This is a genomic window from Thioalkalivibrio sp. ALE17, from assembly GCF_000425605.1.
Classification (GTDB): Bacteria; Pseudomonadota; Gammaproteobacteria; order Ectothiorhodospirales; family Ectothiorhodospiraceae; genus Thioalkalivibrio.
In genome coordinates, this window is sequence record NZ_AUDT01000003.1 from 244,388 (window position 1) to 261,573 (window position 17,186).

General features: G+C 66.2%; 19 protein-coding genes. 10 read left to right on the forward strand and 9 right to left on the reverse strand.

Going from position 1 to position 17,186, the window contains the following annotated elements; translation table 11 throughout:
- From H609_RS0104440 to H609_RS0104450, 3 genes are all read right to left on the reverse strand, one after another.
- Positions 1–2,112: a molybdopterin-dependent oxidoreductase gene (locus H609_RS0104440; protein ID WP_028484395.1), complete on the reverse strand. Its 2,112-nt coding sequence runs from the start codon at positions 2,110–2,112 to the stop codon at positions 1–3.
- Positions 2,113–2,291: 179 nt separating this feature from the next.
- Complete coding sequence (locus H609_RS0104445; RefSeq protein WP_018876430.1) at positions 2,292–4,010, reverse strand: TrkA family potassium uptake protein; 1,719 nt, start codon at positions 4,008–4,010, stop codon at positions 2,292–2,294.
- Positions 4,011–4,020: 10 nt separating this feature from the next.
- Positions 4,021–4,404, reverse strand: coding sequence for a DUF6394 family protein (locus H609_RS0104450; RefSeq protein ID WP_018876429.1), 384 nt, complete (start codon positions 4,402–4,404; stop codon positions 4,021–4,023).
- Between the two features lie 224 nt (positions 4,405–4,628).
- On the opposite strand from H609_RS0104450, the gene H609_RS0104455 reads away from it, so the two are divergent.
- Positions 4,629–4,961 carry a nucleotide pyrophosphohydrolase gene (locus H609_RS0104455; protein WP_026332085.1) on the forward strand — a complete coding sequence of 111 codons (333 nt, stop codon included), beginning with the start codon at positions 4,629–4,631 and terminating at the stop codon, positions 4,959–4,961.
- A gap of 195 nt (positions 4,962–5,156) precedes the next feature.
- On the forward strand, positions 5,157–5,525 hold the full coding sequence (locus H609_RS0104460; protein WP_019584013.1) for a rhodanese-like domain-containing protein: 369 nt from the start codon (positions 5,157–5,159) through the stop codon (positions 5,523–5,525).
- 191 nt (positions 5,526–5,716) lie between these two features.
- Here H609_RS0104460 and H609_RS0104465 read toward each other — a convergent pair whose 3' ends face one another.
- The gene (locus tag H609_RS0104465; protein ID WP_026332084.1) at positions 5,717–5,920 is read right to left on the reverse strand and encodes a hypothetical protein; all 204 of its coding nucleotides are present in this window, start codon (positions 5,918–5,920) and stop codon (positions 5,717–5,719) included.
- A gap of 197 nt (positions 5,921–6,117) precedes the next feature.
- On the opposite strand from H609_RS0104465, the gene H609_RS0104470 reads away from it, so the two are divergent.
- From H609_RS0104470 to H609_RS14365, 3 genes are all read left to right on the forward strand, one after another.
- Entirely contained in the window at positions 6,118–6,666 is a 549-nt protein-coding gene (locus H609_RS0104470; protein WP_028484396.1) for a glutathione peroxidase, read from the forward strand.
- 245 nt (positions 6,667–6,911) lie between these two features.
- Positions 6,912–9,092, forward strand: coding sequence for a catalase/peroxidase HPI (gene katG / locus H609_RS0104480; RefSeq protein ID WP_028484397.1), 2,181 nt, complete (start codon positions 6,912–6,914; stop codon positions 9,090–9,092).
- 582 nt (positions 9,093–9,674) lie between these two features.
- Positions 9,675–9,998: a hypothetical protein gene (locus H609_RS14365; protein ID WP_018867940.1), complete on the forward strand. Its 324-nt coding sequence runs from the start codon at positions 9,675–9,677 to the stop codon at positions 9,996–9,998.
- Positions 9,999–10,236: 238 nt separating this feature from the next.
- Here the strand turns inward: H609_RS14365 and H609_RS0104495 are convergent, their stop codons facing one another.
- Together H609_RS0104495 and corA are read right to left on the reverse strand one after the other, a co-directional pair.
- On the reverse strand, positions 10,237–10,605 hold the full coding sequence (locus tag H609_RS0104495; protein ID WP_018867941.1) for a nucleotide pyrophosphohydrolase: 369 nt from the start codon (positions 10,603–10,605) through the stop codon (positions 10,237–10,239).
- Positions 10,606–10,928: 323 nt separating this feature from the next.
- Positions 10,929–12,011, reverse strand: a complete 1,083-nt coding sequence (gene corA, locus H609_RS0104500; RefSeq protein WP_028484398.1) for a magnesium/cobalt transporter CorA — start codon at positions 12,009–12,011, stop codon at positions 10,929–10,931.
- A 182-nt stretch (positions 12,012–12,193) separates the two neighbouring features.
- Between corA and H609_RS0104505 the strand changes: the two genes are divergently transcribed.
- Together H609_RS0104505 and H609_RS0104510 are read left to right on the forward strand one after the other, a co-directional pair.
- A complete protein-coding gene (locus H609_RS0104505; RefSeq protein ID WP_018867943.1) occupies positions 12,194–12,679 on the forward strand; it encodes a universal stress protein in 486 nt (161 codons plus the stop codon).
- A gap of 16 nt (positions 12,680–12,695) precedes the next feature.
- Positions 12,696–12,950 (forward strand): Smr/MutS family protein, encoded by a 255-nt coding sequence (locus tag H609_RS0104510; protein ID WP_018867944.1) that lies wholly within the window; start codon positions 12,696–12,698, stop codon positions 12,948–12,950.
- Between the two features lie 105 nt (positions 12,951–13,055).
- On the opposite strand, the gene H609_RS0104515 is transcribed toward H609_RS0104510, so the two are convergent.
- Together H609_RS0104515 and H609_RS0104520 are read right to left on the reverse strand one after the other, a co-directional pair.
- Positions 13,056–14,018 (reverse strand): patatin-like phospholipase family protein, encoded by a 963-nt coding sequence (locus H609_RS0104515; protein WP_019584008.1) that lies wholly within the window; start codon positions 14,016–14,018, stop codon positions 13,056–13,058.
- Positions 14,019–14,221: 203 nt separating this feature from the next.
- Positions 14,222–14,659: a hypothetical protein gene (locus tag H609_RS0104520; RefSeq protein WP_018881272.1), complete on the reverse strand. Its 438-nt coding sequence runs from the start codon at positions 14,657–14,659 to the stop codon at positions 14,222–14,224.
- A gap of 116 nt (positions 14,660–14,775) precedes the next feature.
- Here H609_RS0104520 and H609_RS0104525 point away from each other — a divergent pair, with 116 nt between their 5' ends.
- The 3 genes from H609_RS0104525 to H609_RS0104535 all read left to right on the forward strand — a co-directional run bounded on the left by H609_RS0104525 (position 14,776) and on the right by H609_RS0104535 (position 15,957).
- Positions 14,776–15,252 carry a YbhB/YbcL family Raf kinase inhibitor-like protein gene (locus H609_RS0104525; RefSeq protein WP_018878052.1) on the forward strand — a complete coding sequence of 159 codons (477 nt, stop codon included), beginning with the start codon at positions 14,776–14,778 and terminating at the stop codon, positions 15,250–15,252.
- A gap of 193 nt (positions 15,253–15,445) precedes the next feature.
- The gene (locus tag H609_RS0104530) at positions 15,446–15,706 is read left to right on the forward strand and encodes a type II toxin-antitoxin system Phd/YefM family antitoxin (RefSeq protein ID WP_018146344.1); all 261 of its coding nucleotides are present in this window, start codon (positions 15,446–15,448) and stop codon (positions 15,704–15,706) included.
- Positions 15,703–15,957 (forward strand): type II toxin-antitoxin system mRNA interferase toxin, RelE/StbE family, encoded by a 255-nt coding sequence (locus H609_RS0104535; RefSeq protein WP_019584007.1) that lies wholly within the window; start codon positions 15,703–15,705, stop codon positions 15,955–15,957. Before H609_RS0104530 ends, H609_RS0104535 begins: the two co-directional genes overlap by 4 nt.
- A 198-nt stretch (positions 15,958–16,155) precedes the next feature.
- Here H609_RS0104535 and H609_RS0104540 read toward each other — a convergent pair whose 3' ends face one another.
- Positions 16,156–17,088, reverse strand: coding sequence for a carbohydrate kinase family protein (locus H609_RS0104540; RefSeq protein WP_018876421.1), 933 nt, complete (start codon positions 17,086–17,088; stop codon positions 16,156–16,158).
- Between the last annotated feature and the right edge of the window lie 98 nt (positions 17,089–17,186).

Consider the following 17,186-nt stretch of genomic DNA (forward strand, 5'->3'; position numbering starts at 1 on the left):
TCAGCCCGCCTCCGGCAGGCGTTGCTCGTGCCCGGCGTGCAGGCGTTCCACCTCGCACAGCAGCGACTTGAACGCGGGGAAGCCGCTGATCGGGTCGAGGTTGCGGTCGTCGGTCAGCTCGTTGACGTTGGCGTGGTTCCAGCCGTGCTGGCAGTGCGCCACACCGGGCTTGATGCGGTCGGTGACCTTCGCCACGAAGGCGACCCGCCCGCGCGGCGAGCGCACCTCCACGGTGTCGCCATCAGCGATGCCGCGCGCCGCGGCATCCTCGGGGTGCAGCTCCACCAGCGGCTCCGGCATTGCCCGGCGCATGCGCTCCAGGTACTGGTGCTGCGAATGGGTAGCGTGCTTGTGGCGCGCGCCGCTGGTCAGCACCAGCGGATAGTCGCGCGCCAGCTCCGGCGTGGAAACCGGGCTCTCGGCCGGCTCACGCCAGACCGGCAGCCCGTCGTGCCCGGCCTCGCGCAGCTCGGCGGCGTCGAACTCCACCTTGCCGCTGACCGTGCGGAAGCCGTGCAGGCGGTACTGGCGGTCGCCCTCCTCGAAGCCGTGCTCGACCATGTCGTCCAGCGCCTTGGCGAACACGGTCACGCCGTCCGGGTCGTTGTACACCTGCTCGCGGATGGTCTCGGGGATACCCTCGGCGGCCTCGGCCCAGCTGGCCTCCAGGTCGCCGTTCCAGAACTGCTCGCCCATGCCCAGGCGCACGCCCAGCTCGAGGAACACCTCGGCGTCGGCGCGTGCCTCGCCGCGCGGGGCCACCGCCTGATGCCGGTAGCGCAGCTCGCCGCGGAAGTTGCAGCCGGGATAGGCGATCAGCGCCGGGCGCTCCAGGCTGGTGGCGGCCGGGAGCACGATGTCCGCCATGCGCGTGGCCGGGTTGTGGAAGAAGTCCGACACGGCGAAGAAATCCAGCGCCCCCAGCGCCTCTTCCATGCGCTTCGAGTTCGGCCACATCGCGGTGTTGATGCCCATCGCCAGCAGCGAATGCACCCGCTGCGGCCGGCCGTCGAGGATCGCGTCCGGCAGCAGCATGCTCTGCGCCGCCGGCCAGTGGGCCGTCCACACCGGGAAGGTCTCGTCGCCGATGCGCGGCGGCAGGTTCTGTTTGCAGTGGTCGAACAGGTCGATCGGCTTCGGCGTGACCTTGTCGTTGAAGAAGCGGTTGCCGCCCTCGCGGTCGATATTGCCGGTGACCGCCGCCAGCAGGGTCACCGCACGGTGATTCTGGAAGCCGTTGGAGTGCTGCACGGTGGCGGTGGGCGAGAGCATGATCTGCGCCGGGCTACGGGTCGCGTAGAGCTCGGCGGCACGCTTCAGGTCGGCCTCCTCGATGCCGCAGATCGCCGCCACCCGCTCCGGCGGGAATTCGGCCACGTATTCGCGGAAGGCCTCCACGCCGCTGCCCCATTCGTCGAGGAAGGCCTGGTCCTGCCAGCCGTTTTCGAAGATCAGGTGGTGCATGCCCAGCGCCAGCGCCCCGTCCGTACCCGGGCGGATCTGCAGATGCACCTCGGCCTGCTCCGCCAGCGGCGTCACCCGCGGGTCGACCACCACGGTGGCGCAGCCGGGGCGCGCCGCGGCCAGCGCATGCTGATGGAATAGCGGGATGGAGCCGCGCGGGTTGGTCGACCACACCAGCAGGCAGCGGGTCGCATCCGAGGCCACGGTGGAGGAGGTCTTGATCTTGGTGCCGAAGGTCACCTCCTCCGCCACCTTGGTCGAGGAGAAGCAGCAGCCGCTCTCGGTCAGGTAGTTGGGCGAGCCGAAGGCATGCGCCAGGCGCTGCAGCTGCGGGCGCGCCTCCTTGGTGTAGCCGGCGAAGAACGCGGCCGCCGGGGCGCCGTGCTCCTCGCGGGTCGCGCGCAGGCGCTCGGCGATGGTATCCAGCGCCTCGTCCCAGGAGATGCGCTCGAACTCGCCGCTGCCGCGCGCCCCGGTGCGCCGCAGCGGGTACAGCAGGCGTTCGGGATGGTTACGCCGATCCAGCTGGACGTAACAGCGCGGACAGTCGGGGCCGTCGATCTTCACCGGCTCGCCGGCGTTGTCCAGGGTCACGTCGATCGCGCAGTTCGCATCGCACTCGTAACAGGTACTTTTTACGCTCGCCATCGCGTGACTTTCCTTGGTCTGCCGGCAGTCCCGTTCGCTGGACCGCGATTATGCCGGTAGTCCCCAGCCCTCTCGAGCAACGCCTGAAATCATGGGACTTCCGGTCTGCCGAGCGGGCGGTTCAGCGTGCCGCCGAAGGCCGGCATGGTTCAGTTTCCCGGGAATAGCCCGGAACAACTTTAGGCGGTCTGGCCGCGGGCGGAGCGCAGCGCGCGGCAGATCCAGCCTTCGGGGCTGTCCTCGCCGGTCAATAGATAGCGCAGGGCATGCTCGTCGCGCAGAGTGTGGGAGATTGCCAGCGCGCTGGCGAAGCGGCCGCAGAACAGCATGTGGTCGCCGGGCTGCAGGGGTGTATCGTCGTCCGGTGCGGGGATCTCCGGTGTGCCGCCTTCGCGCCGCAGCAGCAGGACGATGCAGGCATGGCGCTGGCGTTCCGGGTGATCGGCGCGCAGCAACTGGCCCAGGGTGACTGGTTCGTGCTTCAAGTGTTGCAGGAGTGCCGGGGCCGATGCCTCGTCCAGTTGTTCGGTCCAGATGGCTGGTACACGGTCACCCACCACCGCCGTGATGGCGCTGACCCGTTCGTTGGCCCACTCGGTGGACTGCTCGCGACTCAGTTCCAGGAAACGCGGTAACAGCGGCGAGGTCAGGTGCGCCAGAATGGCCTCGGCAATGACCCGGTCGTGGCGCATCACCATTGGCAGGTCCGCAGCTCCGAACAGCAGCGAATTACGCTCGTGGTTCTGCCGCCCCACCATGAAGAGGTCCGGGTTTAGTTCGCGCGCGGTCATCACGATGGACAGGTTGTAGTCGTCGCGCTCGGTGCCGGCCACGATGCCCGAGGCGCTCTCGATGCCGGCCTGTTGCAGGGTGTCCGCCTCGGTGCCACGCCCCTTGATGCAGTCCGGCGGGCAGTCCGCACCCTCGGGATCGGTGTCGATCAGAGTCACCTCCACGCCTTCCTGCGTGAGCCCGGCATGGACGGCCTTGCCGAAGCGGCCGAAGCCGCACAGGATCCAGCGACCGCAGGGCGGATCGATCGGCATCGGCAGCGGGCTCCCGGGGATGCTGCCCAGCCACTCGTGAAGCAGGTGGTGCGCGGGGGAGTGCAGCGCCAGGGTCAGCCGTTGGCCGAAGATGTCGAAGGGGTTGATGATCTGGTCGGTCCCGAACGAGGCCATGTTCTTCTCCGTGTCATGGCTCTCGGCACGGCAGATCACGGGCCGGTCCGGGTTCAGGAGTTTGGCGGCAATCGCGATACGCAGGTTCACCGAATCGTCGCTGGTGAGTGCCACCACTCCCTGGCAGTGGGGGTTGAGCAGCCCGGCTTCCAGCAGACGGTTGGCCACACTGGCATCCGCGCACAGGCCGGGGATCTGCAGCGGATAATCCTCCAGTACCAGCTCGTTGATACGGTCCGGATTCTGGTCGATGACCACCGTGAAGCCATTGCGCCCGAGCAGCGAACGCACCACCAGAGCGCCGGTGTCGCCATACCCGCAGATGATATGAAACGGTCGCTGCAGCTTGCGGATGGTGCGGTCGAACGCATGCTGACTGACCGCCAGACGGAAGGCCGGGTCCTGAATCAGCGCGAGGATCTTGCCGATCGCGTAGAGCCAGGCCACCACCGACAGGTAGACGGCGAACACCGTCCACATCCGCTGCGCCTCGGAAAAGGCGTGGGGGATCTCGCCGAAGCCGATGGTCGTGGCCATGTAGGTGACGAAGTAGAACGCATGAAAGAAATCCATGCGCCAGGGCTCGCCCTGGTCGTCTACGCCGGGTATCAGCACCAGGCCGAGAACCGATATCGCATAGGCCGCCGTCAGCGCGAGCAGGGGCGCCCGCATGCGTCGGAGGAACAGGAACAGCACCTTGTTGATCGTGGGGGCCACGGCTTCGTTTCTAGCGGCGCAGGGCCACCGTATCCGCGATGAGCAGCAGCACCGAGATCAGGTTCGCCACCATGGCCCCGCCCGCCAGTGAAACGATGCTGGCCATGAACATCGCATCCATGCCTCCGGCATGCACGTGACTGGCGTAGCCCCAAACTACCGCGGCCGCGAACAGCTGCAGCACCGCCACCAGCGAACTGGCCAGCAGCAGTGCACCGGTTTGCGTCCGGTCGCCCAGTTTCAGGGCGGTGGCCACGACGTTCACCACGATGGCCGCGAACAACTCGTATACGTTGTGATGCGCCGGATTGTCGATCTCGCCGAGAAAGAACCCGAAGTTCAGGGTGAACGCCAGGATGATGAAAAAGCCGAAGATCACCTTCTCCAGGTTCATGCCAAGCTCCTTTTCGTTCGAGGGCGCGGCGCCCGACCGGTCGCTGGGGACCTGTCATTGGCAAGTCGCAGCCTGCAGCATGGCCCAACAAAACCCGGATGGCGAGGGTGGGACGTGAATCGTCGGCGGTTGCAATCGCCAGGGCCGCGTGGCCGTGATTACTGGAGCATGCGGGCCTTGTGTACGATGCAGGCATGCCCAAGGGTCGATACCACGGGGAGACGATGAAAGGGTATTCGCAAGGAGCGCAGGGGCTGGAAGAGTTGATCGTGCAGCTGGAGGCATTCGTCGAGGAGCGCGGTCGGGTGCAGTTCAATTCGCCGAAGAACCTGTCGATGGCACTGGTGGGTGAAGTCGGCGAACTGATTGAACCCTTCCAGTGGCTTACCCAGGAGCAGTCGCGGCACCTGTCCGCCGAGACCCATGAGGCCGTGCGCCAGGAGATCGCCGATGTGCAGATCTACCTCCTGCTGCTGGCCCGCAAGCTCGATATCGACCTGCTGCAGGCGGCCTGCGACAGGCTGCAAAGCAGTTCCCGCCTATACCCCGATTGGTAGTGCTAATCCCTCCAGCCGGGGTGACGATCTGTCCCGGATCGCGGCTGGCTTTGGCGGGAGCTTCGCCTGCAAGCAGGCTCCTGCAAAAGGGGGCCTGCCTTATTGTCTTTCACGGGATGGGGCCACGGCGTTTCGCGGGTGTGGGTGGCGGTATCCTCGGGGTGGGTACAGGCATCCGGGCAGGAGGTGATCGCGATGGGCTGGAACCAGTGGTGGCCGTTCGGGCGAGAGCCGGAGATCTGTCCCGAGGATCTGGCGCGGGCGCTGGAGAAGGCCGAGGTCCAGGTGCTGGATGTGCGCACCGCGGTCGAACATCGCCGCAGCCGCATCCCCGGTGCGCGGCATCTTCCCATCACGCGCTTCTCCGACGAGGCGCTGTCCGGACTGGCGCTGGATCGTGATCGCCCTGTGGTGGCGATCTGTCTCAGTGCACACCGCAGCATCCCCGCCGTACGCCGGCTGCGCGCCCACGGCTACGAGGCCCTTCAGCTTCGTGGCGGGATGCTGGCCTGGTGGCGGGCGGGCCTGCCGTGCGCGCGCGGCAGCAGTGGTGCCAGCGGCTGAAGGCGCGAGGATGCCCCCGTACGGGTCCGGGTTGGCGGTGCGGCGCAAGCAGCTGGGGGCTCGGCCGCTGCATGCGGGCCTGGCAGGAGGACTGGCATCCGACAATCGGGGTGCCCTGGCGGCGGCGCCTTTCCGGTTACCCGTTGCCTGTCACGTCCAATCGTCGCCGAACGCGGGTGACGGTTCCCGACTCACTCGGTGTCGTGATTCTGCTTGCCGCCGGGGGTGACGGCACGCCCCGGCGCGCCCACGGCCTTGCCGGTTGCCTGCACGGTGCCGGTGGTGGCGCTGACGGCGGCGTTTATGGTGGCACCCGCCACCGTCACCGCGGTGCAACCGGTCGCCAGTGGCAGGATCAGTGCGAGCAGCAGGAGGGGGCGAGTACGAGCAAGCATCGGGAGGGGACCTTCTTGGTATACGGGCACGAAGGTGCGCGTCACGCAGCCGCCAGGCCAGGGCGCGGAATTCCGGGGCTGCCCCCCATATCGGGGCGAACCCGGCGGGACCCCGGCCCCGTCCGTCGTGGCCGAGCGAAGAAAGAACCCCGTGCGGTCGTGATGGTCAGAAGCTCACGCCCCTGTGGAGATCCGCCATGTCCCGTTTTGCGCGCCTGTTTGCTTCCCTGTTGCTGGTGTTGCCGGTGGCCGTCGCGAGCGCCGCCGAACCGGACCGGGAGGCCCTGTTCCAGCACGAGCTGGGGCGGCTGCATTCCTCGGAGGTCGTGAACCTGCAGGAGCGTTTCCAGGGGCAGCCGCTGCTGATCATCAACACGGCCAGCCATTGCGGTTACACCGACCAGTTCGGCGGTCTGGAACAGTTGCACCGCGACTACCGGGACCGGGGGCTGAAGGTGGTCGGCTTCCCTTCCCATGACTTCAATCAGGAGGCCGACGACGAGGCCGAGACCGCCCGGGTGTGCTTCGAGAACTTTGGCGTCACCTTCGACATGTTCAGGCCGATTGGCGTGCGCGGCGCGGATGCCCATCCGATCTTCCGCGAGCTGGCGCGCCAGGCCGACGCCCCGCGCTGGAACTTCTACAAGTATGTGGTGGACCGGGAGGGTCGGGTGGTCGCGCATTTCCCCAGCCAGGCGGGCCCCGGCTCCGCCGAGCTGCGCCGCGCGATCGAGAGCATCCTGTAGCCGCACGCGCCGTGCATTCGCCCGTGGAGCGATAGTGATGGGCTATCCCGATCATGGTGAATCTCAACTTGCACCAATGACTCGGGCGGCCTACCTTCAGGCATACACAAACAGCACGCCGTTCTCCGGCTGCAGCCGGGAAGAGGCGGAGAAGGCGTGCGGTCCCCCACGGAAGCCGGCCATCACGAAAGGATAGTGGCTTCCCGAACACGAACACGCTCTACGCAGCGAACAAGGAGAAGGATATGGGTGAGCATCAGAACATGGGCAAATGCCCGGTCATGCACGGCGGCGAGACGGCCGCTGGTCACTCGGTGATGGACTGGTGGCCGGAATCGCTGAATCTGGACATCCTGCATCAGCATGACCGCAAGACGAACCCGATGGGCGAGGACTTCGACTACCGGGAAGAGGTGAAGAAGCTCGACTTCGAGGCCCTGAAAAAGGACATGCACGCGCTGCTGACCGAGAGCCAGGCGTGGTGGCCGGCCGACTGGGGACACTACGGCGGGCTGATGATCCGCATGTCCTGGCACGCGGCGGGTACCTACCGGATCGCCGATGGCCGGGGTGGCGGCGGCACCGGCAACCAGCGCTTCGCGCCGATCAACAGCTGGCCGGACAACGCCAGCCTGGACAAGGCGCGCCGCCTGCTGTGGCCGCTCAAGAAGAAGTACGGCAACAAGATCAGCTGGGCCGACCTGATCATCCTGGCCGGTAATGTGGCCTACGAGAACATGGGCCTGAAGACCTTCGGCTTTTCCTTCGGCCGCGAGGATATCTGGCACCCCGAGAAGGACACCTACTGGGGCGCGGAGAAGGAGTGGCTGGCGCCCTCCGACGAGCGCTACGGCGACGTCGAGAAGCCCGACACCATGGAGAACCCGCTGGCGGCCGTGCAGATGGGCCTGATCTATGTGAACCCGGAAGGCGTCAACGGCAAGCCCGACCCGCTGAAGACCGGCGAGCAGGTCCGCGAGACCTTCGCCCGCATGGCGATGAACGACGAGGAGACCGCGGCGCTGACCGCCGGCGGTCACACCGTGGGCAAGTGCCACGGCAACGGCGATGCCGGCGCGCTGGGGCCGGAACCCGAAGGCGCCGATGTTGAGGAGCAGGGCTTCGGCTGGAAGAACCCCAATATGCAGGGCAAGGCCACCAACGCCATCACCTCCGGTATCGAAGGCGCCTGGACCAAGAACCCGACCCAGTTCGACATGGGCTATTTCGAGGCCCTGCTCGACCACGAGTGGGAGCTCAAGAAGAGCCCCGCCGGCGCCTGGCAGTGGGAACCGGTGGACATGAAGGACGAGGACAAGCCGGTCGACGCCACGGACCCCTCCATCCGCCATAACCCGATCATGACTGACGCGGACATGGCGATGAAGATGGACCCTGTCTACCGCAAGTACATGGACGCCTTCCGCAAGGACGCCGAGTACTTCAAGGACTGCTTCGCCCGCGCCTGGTTCAAGCTGATCCACCGCGATATGGGCCCGAAGACCCGTTACATCGGGCCGGACGCCCCGCAGGAGGATCTGATCTGGCAGGATCCGGTGCCGGCCGGCAACACGGACTATTCCGTGGAGGCCACCAAGCAGAAGATTGCCGAGAGCGGTCTCGGCATTGCCGAGATGGTCGCGACCGCCTGGGACAGCGCCCGTACCTTCCGTGGCTCCGATATGCGCGGTGGTGCCAACGGCGCCCGCATCCGCCTGGCGCCGCAGAAGGACTGGGAAGGCAACGAGCCCGAGCGCCTGGCCCGCGTGCTCAAGGTCTACGAGCAGCTCTCCGCCGAGACCGGCGCGAGCGTGGCCGACCTGATCGTGCTGGGTGGCAGCGTGGGCATCGAGCAGGCGGCCCGGGCGGCCGGTCACGATGCCCTGGTGCCGTTCATCCCGGGCCGGGGTGACGCCAGCGCCGAGATGACCGACGCCGACTCCTTCGAACCGCTGGAGCCGCTGGCCGATGGCTTCCGCAACTGGCTGAAGAAGGACTACGTGGTCAAGCCGGAGGAGATGCTGCTCGACCGCGCCCAGCTGATGGGCCTGACCGCGCCGGAGATGACCGTGCTGATTGGCGGTATGCGCGTGCTGGGTACCAACCATGGTGGCAGCAAGCATGGCGTGTTCACCGACCGTGAAGGCCAGTTGACCAACGACTTCTTCGTCAACCTGACCGACATGGCCAACACCTGGACGCCCGCGGACAACGGCGTGTACGAGGTGCGTGACCGCCAGAGCGACCAGGTGAAGTGGACCGCCAGCCGCATCGACCTGGTGTTTGGTTCCAACTCCATCCTGCGCAGCTACGCCGAGGTGTACGCCCAGGACGACAACCAGGAGAAGTTCGTGAAGGACTTCATCACGGCCTGGACCAAGGTGATGAACGCCGACCGCTTCGACCTGGAGCAGTTCCAGCAGTAAGCACGGCCCGAGCCGGGCGGTTCGCCCGGTTCAGATCCAGAGGCGCCCGGGGTTTTCCCCGGGCGCTTTTTTTGTTGCGTAGGGTGGAAGCTCTCGGCGTAGGTCCTGACGCCCGCCGGATCCGGCGCCCGGGCTGTCCCGGGAGATCGCCACGTCGCTGCGCTCCTCGCGATGACGGTGCTTCACTGGCCGTCATCGCGAGCTCCCGCGGGGGGCTGCGGCCATCCGCAGGTCGTCCCGGGCTCCGGCCGGCATGATCGAGGGTATGCTGCGGAAGGCGGCCTGCAGCAGAAACTCCGGTCAGCGGCCCACTCTGGCGGACGCGTGATCTCGTGCTCCAGAACGGCGGTGTAGCGTCCTGACCGGGTCGTTCCAGCCCATGTGTCGTTTTGCGTCATTGCGGGTGGATGGCGTGTCCGCGCCTGTGCGAGAAGTGGATCACGGCGTTTGGCAGAAACGAGACCTTCGTTGCCGGATGTCGTTCTGGCATTCCGCTTGCTGTTCCTTCGGTGCAGTCAATTGAACGCCAGTACGGCCCTGATCGATTGACTGCGATTCGATTCAATCCTGAAGGAGAAACGCATGATGTCGACTTTCCAGAAAACTGCGATCGCGATGGTCCTGGGTTCCATGTTTGCGCTGGGCGGCCTCGGTGCCGCGCAGGCCCAGACGGGTGGAGATGCCGGCGCGGGCGCCGATACCGGAGCCCCTGAAGCCGGTGCTGGCGCTGAAGGCGGTGCGGGTGCGCCCGAAGGTGGCGCGGGCGCCGGCGGCGGTGCGCCGCAAGGCGGAGCCGGCGCGGGTGGTGGCGGCAGCATGGGCGGAGGTGCCGAGGCGGGCGCCGGCCCCATGGATGATGACGACGACGAAGACGAAGATGACGACGAAGGGGCCCCTGACTGGTAAGCCCCACTCCCTCGCCAAGCCGGGCACCCCGCCCGGCTGGCTTCTTTCACGTTCGAACACCCGGCTTGAAACCCGTTCTGGTCGGAGTCCGCAAGCGATCGGGTCTGGCTCACCGCAGGGCCCGCACTCCGAAGGCCTGTGCCCACCCCGGCTTTGCTGAGGCCAAGAGAACCGTGGAGACTCCTGCCAGGGAGATACTTTCCGCGATCTGAAATGGATCGTTGGCCCGGCCTGTGGATTACAGGTCCGAGTATTTGCGGGCGTTGCCGCGGGCCTTGTGCACCGGGTATTTGCGGATGTTGATCTCCAGCTTGTCGCGGGCCGCTTGCAGCAGGTCGATATCGAGCTTGCGGGCCAGCAGCAGGAGGTAGATCTGGACGTCCGCGATCTCCTGGCGTACCGCCTCGTGGGTCTCGGGGGACAGGTGTCGCGACTGTTCCTGGGTCAGCCACTGGAAGTGTTCGATCAGTTCGCCGACCTCGCCCGCCAGCGCCATCGACAGATTCTTGGGCGAGTGGAACTGGGCCCAGTCACGTTCCGCGACGAAGGCCTCCACCCGGGCGGTCAGTTCGTCCAGTTCCGGTGTGCCGCTCGATGGGACGTCCATGGATCCTCCGTTCGGTCGGTGCCGCTGCGTTGCCGGCATCGTAACGGAGTCTGCGGCTGGACGTAATCGCGGCTCCGCGGTGCTAGCTGTGATCTCTCAACAGGTTGTCGCTTGGGGCGCGGCCATGCTCGGAAGGGCAGGGGCAGGCTTCCGGCGGAACGAACAAAGATCCTGTGTTATGCCTTCCGATCTTCATGGCTTCCTGTGAATCGCTTTTGGCAGTTCGCGCGTCGGGGTTTCGGTCTGGAGATCGCCACGGCCGCTTTGCGGCCTCGCGATGACGGGAAGGGGAGAGCGGCGCTGCGATGTTGGGGGCGGGGACGTTATAGCCAGCCGCGGCGGCGGAAGAGGTAGAGCATGCCGAGGACGACGGCGAGCATAAAGCCGAGCAGTACGGGGTAGCCGTAGTAGGTGTAGAGCTCGGGCATGGACCAGGGGCTGTCCGGGTTGTCGAAGTTCATGCCGTAGATGCCGACCAGGAAGGTCAGCGGGATGAAGATGGTGGCGATGATGGTGAGTACGCGCATCACGTCGTTGGAGCGCTGGTTGATCGCGGACATATAGGCCTCGATCAGGGTGGCGGCCATCTCGCGGTAGGACTCCAGCAGATCCATGATCTGGATCGTGTGGTCGTGGGCGTCGCGCAGGTACGGGAAGAGCTCCGGGGTGAAAGGCTCCATGTCGTCGCGCATCAGACGGGCGATTACGTCGCGCGTGGGCCAGAGCTGGCGGCGCAGCACGAGGAGTTCGCGGCGCAGGATATGGATCTCGTTGAGGGTTTGGCGGTCGGGTTGTTCGAGGACGGTTTCCTCCAGCGTTTCCAGGCGTTCGCTGATGTGCTCCAGTACCGGGAAGGCCTGGTCGATGACGGTGTCCATCAGGGCATAGGCGAGGTAGGCGGCCCCCAGGCGATTGAAGTTGCGGTTGGCGCCGCGCATGCGTTCGCGGACCGGGCCGAAGGGGTCATGCTCGCCGCTGTGAATACTGATGACCAGGCGGGTATTCACCACGAACACATTGACCTGGTCGAGTTCGATGTTGCCGTTGTGATGGCGCGGCTGGCGCAGGATGGCGACCAACTGCTCCTCGAAGAAGTCCACCTTGGGGCGCTGTCCCTGGTGGCGCACATCTTCCAGCGCCAGCGGGTGCAGGTCGAAGGCCTCGCCCAGATCGTGCAGCTGACGCGGACTGGGCGCGCCCTGCAGGTGCAGCCAGACCAGGCCACCCTCGTGCGGTTGTGCGCCCTCGCGCAGGGTGCGCTGCGGGTCGAGTTCGACGAGCTGTTCGCGGTGGTAGTGCCAGGCGGAGACGACCGCGTCGCCCGTGTGCGGGTGTTCGGTGGCGTGGACCCCGTGGCCGGGGGCGGCGCCGGGCTTGAGGTAGGTCTTTTCGAACAGGCGGGTCATCGCGGATTCCGGGCGGATTGTTGTCCCCAGTATAGGGGGCTGGAATGGGGTGCGCGCGGGGGGCGAGTCTGGCAGTCTGGTCGGCGACTGAACGGCCCGGAGCGGGCCGGGTCCCACGGGGGAGAAGCGCAAGTGTGTACCTTAATCAGTGTTTCCCTGGCGGCGTTTCCAAGGAGTGCGGTATGGAATTGAAGACCATGTTGGTGCCAGTGGATGGTTCTGCCAATGCGTGGCGCGCGGTGGAGGTGGCCGCGGACCTGGCGGCCAAGTATCACGCCCGAGTGGTGCTGGTCAGCGTGCTGCTGCAGGGCGAGGTGCCGCCGCATATCCGAAAACTCTCCGATCTTCCGGACCCGGATGATCCGCCCCTGGCGATGGGCGGCGCGGCGGTCGGCTCCGCGGTGCCGCCAAAGGTGCTGCGGGATATCGCCAGGAAGCTGGTGGAGCAGGCGCACGAATACTTCACCGAACTGGGCGTGACCGACATCGAGCACCATATCGAGGATGGCTCTCCGGCGAAGGTGATCCTGCAGCAGGCCGAGTACCACGACGTGGACATGGTGGTGATGGGTTCGCGCGGGCTGGGTGGCCTGCAGGGGCTGCTGTCCGGCAGCGTGTCGCACAAGGTGCAGCAGCTTGCCCGCTGCATCGTGGTGACGGTGAACTGAGCCCGGCTTTGTTGCGATGTCGCGGTTATCGGTCGATCTGCACGAGTGCTTTCGCAATGGCCGCCGGATCGACGCCGAGCTCAACGGTGCGATCGAGCAGGCCTGCGATAAGCGCATCAAGACGGTAGAGATTATCCACGGCAAGGGCAGCGGGCAGTTGAAGAAGCGCGTGCTGCGTTTCCTGCAGCAGCCGGAGATCAAGGCCCGCTACCACCGTGTGGAGAAGGACTCGAAGAACCACGGCCGGCTGTTCGTGCATTTCAAGCACTGAGCAGGCCGTTCCCTCTTTTCCGCTGTAGGAGGCCAGCCCTCTGGCCGATGGGTTGTGCCGGCGCTGGATCGGCCAGAGGGCTGGCCTCCTACAGGGGGTAGGGGCTTACGGCTTTTTGTCGCCCAGCTTGCGCTCGGCGAGTGCGTAGCCGAGGTCGATCATCTCGGCGGCGCGGTGGAAGTCGAACACGCCGCAGGCGTTGACCGGGACCTCGATCAGGTGCTCCGGGTTGTAGGCGGCGATACGAAAGCGCGCGATGGTGCCCTGCATGGCCTCGATGGAGTGGGAGACGATGTCGATCAGCCCCAGTGCGCGGGCCTCCTGTTCGCGGCTCAGACTGGGGTCGGTCTCGCCCAGGCCCAGCTTGTCCTGCCAGTCCTGCAGCCAGGTGCCGACCCGGTCGGGCAGGGCCTCGGCCAGGCGGTGATTCAGCAGGCCCCGGCTATCTGGTGCGCCCACGTGCGAGTCGGAAGTCCCGGTGCGTTCGGGGCGGATCAGTTCTTCGCCGACGCGGCCATTCAGGCTGACCGCCAGGGTGATGTCGGTGTCGTCGTTCAGGGTCGGGGCGATCGGGACCGGGTTCAGCAGGCCACCATCCACCAGCAGCCGCCCCTTGTGGCGCACCGGGGTGAACACGGTGGGGATGGCAATGGACGCCCGGATGGCGTCGAACAGGGAACCTGTATTCAGCCAGACCTCGCGTTCGCGCTCGATGTCGGTGGCCACGGCGGTAAACGAGATCGGCAGCTGTTCGATGTCGGTGTCGCCGAGCATGTCGCGCAGCTTTTCGATCAGGCGCTCGCCGCGAATCAGCCCGGCGCCGCGAAAGGAGAAATCCAGCAGCCGCCAGACATCCTGGCGGCGCAAGGTCTTCATCCAGTCCTCGTAGGCGTCCAGCTGGCCGGCCGCGTAGATGCCGCCGACGACCGCGCCCATGGAAGCGCCCGCGATGGAGCGGATCTGGTAGTCCGAGTGTTCCTCCAGCCAGCGGATCACGCCGATCTGCGCCAAGCCGCGGGCGCCGCCGCTGCCAAGGACCAGGGAGATGGACTGGGGCTTTCGCGTCATGGTGGCCGCCCTGCCTGTCTGGGGTGTTGGGGGGAACGCGCCGATCGCTTCGCGGAGCTGCTGTTACCGGTTTTCCTTGAGGATATGTTGGGGGTGTGACGGGATTTTTCCAGCGTAGAGGCCTGGTTCCAACGAATGGGTCTCACGGCAGGGGGTTCGCCTGCAAGCAGGCTCCTATAGGGGGTGGTGTGCGGCGATGGGGGCTATTCGGGGGCGCGGTTCGGGTCCAGGAGGTGATCGTGCAGGGCCTGGGCGGCTTCGCCGGCAGGTTCTTCCACCCGCAGCTGCCAGACGTGGGCCGGGTGATCCGGTGACCATTCGCTGAAGACTACCAGCCCGGTGTACGGGCCGCGCCCGCGGATGGTGCCCAGCGTCAGGCGGCCTTCGGTATCGCCGAACAGGTGCACCTCGAACTCGGGGGCGGGCGGCGGCAGCCTCCAGTGTCCATCGCGGCCGGTCTCGCGGAAGGCTTCGTCGGAGGGTTCGGCATCGTCGCCGAAGTGGCGGCGCAGCAGCGGTACCGACAGCCGGTGCGGGAGGCCCAGTACGGTCTCGATGCCGCTGCGGCCGTGGTCCACCGCCTGGGCGGCGGACTCCAGTGGGTCGCGTGGGGCCAGCCATTTCTGCAGAAGTTTGCGCATGCCGGGATGATCCGCATGCCGGCGCCGGTCTGCAAGCGGAGATGGTCGCGTGACGGCTTGGAGGGGTGCGGCTGTAGGCGTTACCGTGCGGGCAGGTTACTCAAAAGGAGCCAGTCATGGGTTTTGCACTGTCCGAGATGCAGCTGTCGAGTTCCGCGTTCGGCCCCGGCCAGCCGATCCCCAAACGCCATAGCGGGGAGGGCGAGGACACCTCGCCGGCGCTGCAGTGGCACGGCGTGCCGCAGGGTACCCAGTCGCTGGCGGTGATCTGCCACGACCCGGATGCGCCGCTGATCCAGCCGGGCACTTATGGCTTTGTGCACTGGGTGCTGTATAACCTGCCGCCGGATCTGGATGGCCTGTCCGAGGCAACCGATCTGGGCGCGACGGGCCAGACGGATTTTGGTCGCACCGGCTATGGCGGGCCGATGCCGCCCGAGGGCCACGGCAAGCATCACTACTTCTTCTGGCTGCTGGCGTTGGATGCCGACCTGCAGCTACCGCCGGGGTTGACCCTGTGGCAGTTCCTGGAACACGCCGAGCCCCACGTGATCGGCATGAATCGCCTGGTGGGTACCTATCAGCGGGGCTGAGGCCTTGTAGGAATGTCTTCTGGGAGCCGGCTCGCCGGCGAAGCCCCTGCCAGAGTCGGACGCGGGCAGGGGCATTCGCGTGCAAGCACGCTCCCACAGGGGCCCTATCCTGCTTGTGACGGTTCGGTCTTGACCGGGTGGGGCGGCGGGCGCACGATATGTACCACTTTATGTACGTTTCGGGTAACTGGCGATGACGACGCTGACCGCTACCGAGGCCCGCAAGGGTCTGTTTGACCTGATCAAGGGCGTGAACGAACAGCACGCGATCTACCACATCCGGCATCGCAACGGCGATGCGGTGCTGATGTCGGAAGACGAGTACGCCAGCCTGATCGAGACCCTGGAACTGCTCTCGGAACCCGGCTTTCGGCAGGAATTCGAGCAGGGCCGCCGCGAGGCGGATGAGGGCGATACGCTGGGATTCGAGGAGGTGTTCGGGGAGAAGCAGTGACCTGGACTATTCGGTTCACCCGTCAAGCCGAGAAGGACTTGCGGCGTCTGACGCCGAAGCTGCGTGACAAGGTGAAGCAGATCCTGCGCAACCGGGTGGCGGTCGACCCGTACTGTGGCAAGGCGCTGGTTGGTGATCTGCGCGGATACTACTCCCTGAGGATCAGCTACAAGGACAGTCTGCTGTACACGATTCGGGACGAGCAGTTATTGGTGATCGTGATCCGGGCGCGTACGCATTACGGCGAATAGCCTTGTAGGAATTTCTTGTGGGAGCCGGCTCGGCGGCGAAGCCCTGCCAGAGTCGGGCGCGGGCAAGGGCATTCGCGTGCAAGCACGCTCCCACGGGGGCAGGGGAGCTGAAGTCGTCCACAAAAAAGCCCGGGCCGAGCGAACTCGGACCGGGCCTTTTGCGTTCCCGGGCGGGTGCCCGGGGCGGCGTGAGGTCGCTTAGTAGCGGTAGCCGAAGGCCTTTTCGAACTTGTCGGCGAACTCGTCGGCGGTGAAGTGGTGGTTCTGGGTGCCGGAGTGGGCGATCTTGATCGAGCCGATCAGCGAGGCGATGCGGCCGGTGGTCTCCCAATCAAAGCCCTTTTCCAGGCCGAACAGGATGCCGGCGCGGTAGGAGTCGCCACAGCCGGTCGGGTCCTTGATTGCGGCCGGCTCGACCGACGGGATGGTGATCTTCTTGCCGCCGGTGTAGATGTCGGAGCCGTCGCCGCCACGGGTGACGATCATCGCGTCGACCATCTCCGCCAGCTGCTCCATGCTCATGCCGGTGCGATCGGCGGTCAGCTGCGCCTCGTAGTCATTGAACGCGGCATAGGTGGCGTTCTCCATGAAGCGCTTCAGGTCGTCGCCGTCGAACATCGGCAGACCCTGGCCCGGGTCGAACATGAACGGGATGCCGGCGTCGGCGAACTGCTGGGCGTGCTCGATCATGCCGTCACGGCCGTCCGGGGAGACGATACCGACCTTGATGCCGTCGGCGTCGGTCACCTTCTGCTGGTGCGAGAAGCCCATCGCGCCCGGGTGGAAGGCGGTGATCTGGTTGTCGTCCTGGTCGGTGGTGATGAAGGCCTGACCGGTGTAGGTGTCCCGCAGCTCCTTCACGAACTTGCGCGAGATACCGTGCTTGTCCATCCAGTCGGCGTAGGGGGCGAAGTCGCCACCCACGGTGGCCATCACGGTCGGGTCCGCGCCCAGCAGCTTCATGTTATAGGCGATGTTGCCGGCGCAGCCGCCGAACTCGCGACGCATGTCCGGGACCAGGAAGGACACGTTCAGCATGTGCACCTTGTCCGGGAGGATGTGGTTCTTGAAGCGGTCGGGGAACACCATGATGGTGTCGTAGGCCATGGACCCACAGATCAGAGCGGACATGTTGACTCCTTGCGTTGTTGAAACGGGTTGGCGTGGCGTCCGAAAAAGACGGCACAGCGGCCTGGCGGCGCGCGATTTCGGGGTTCGCTGCGCGCCCG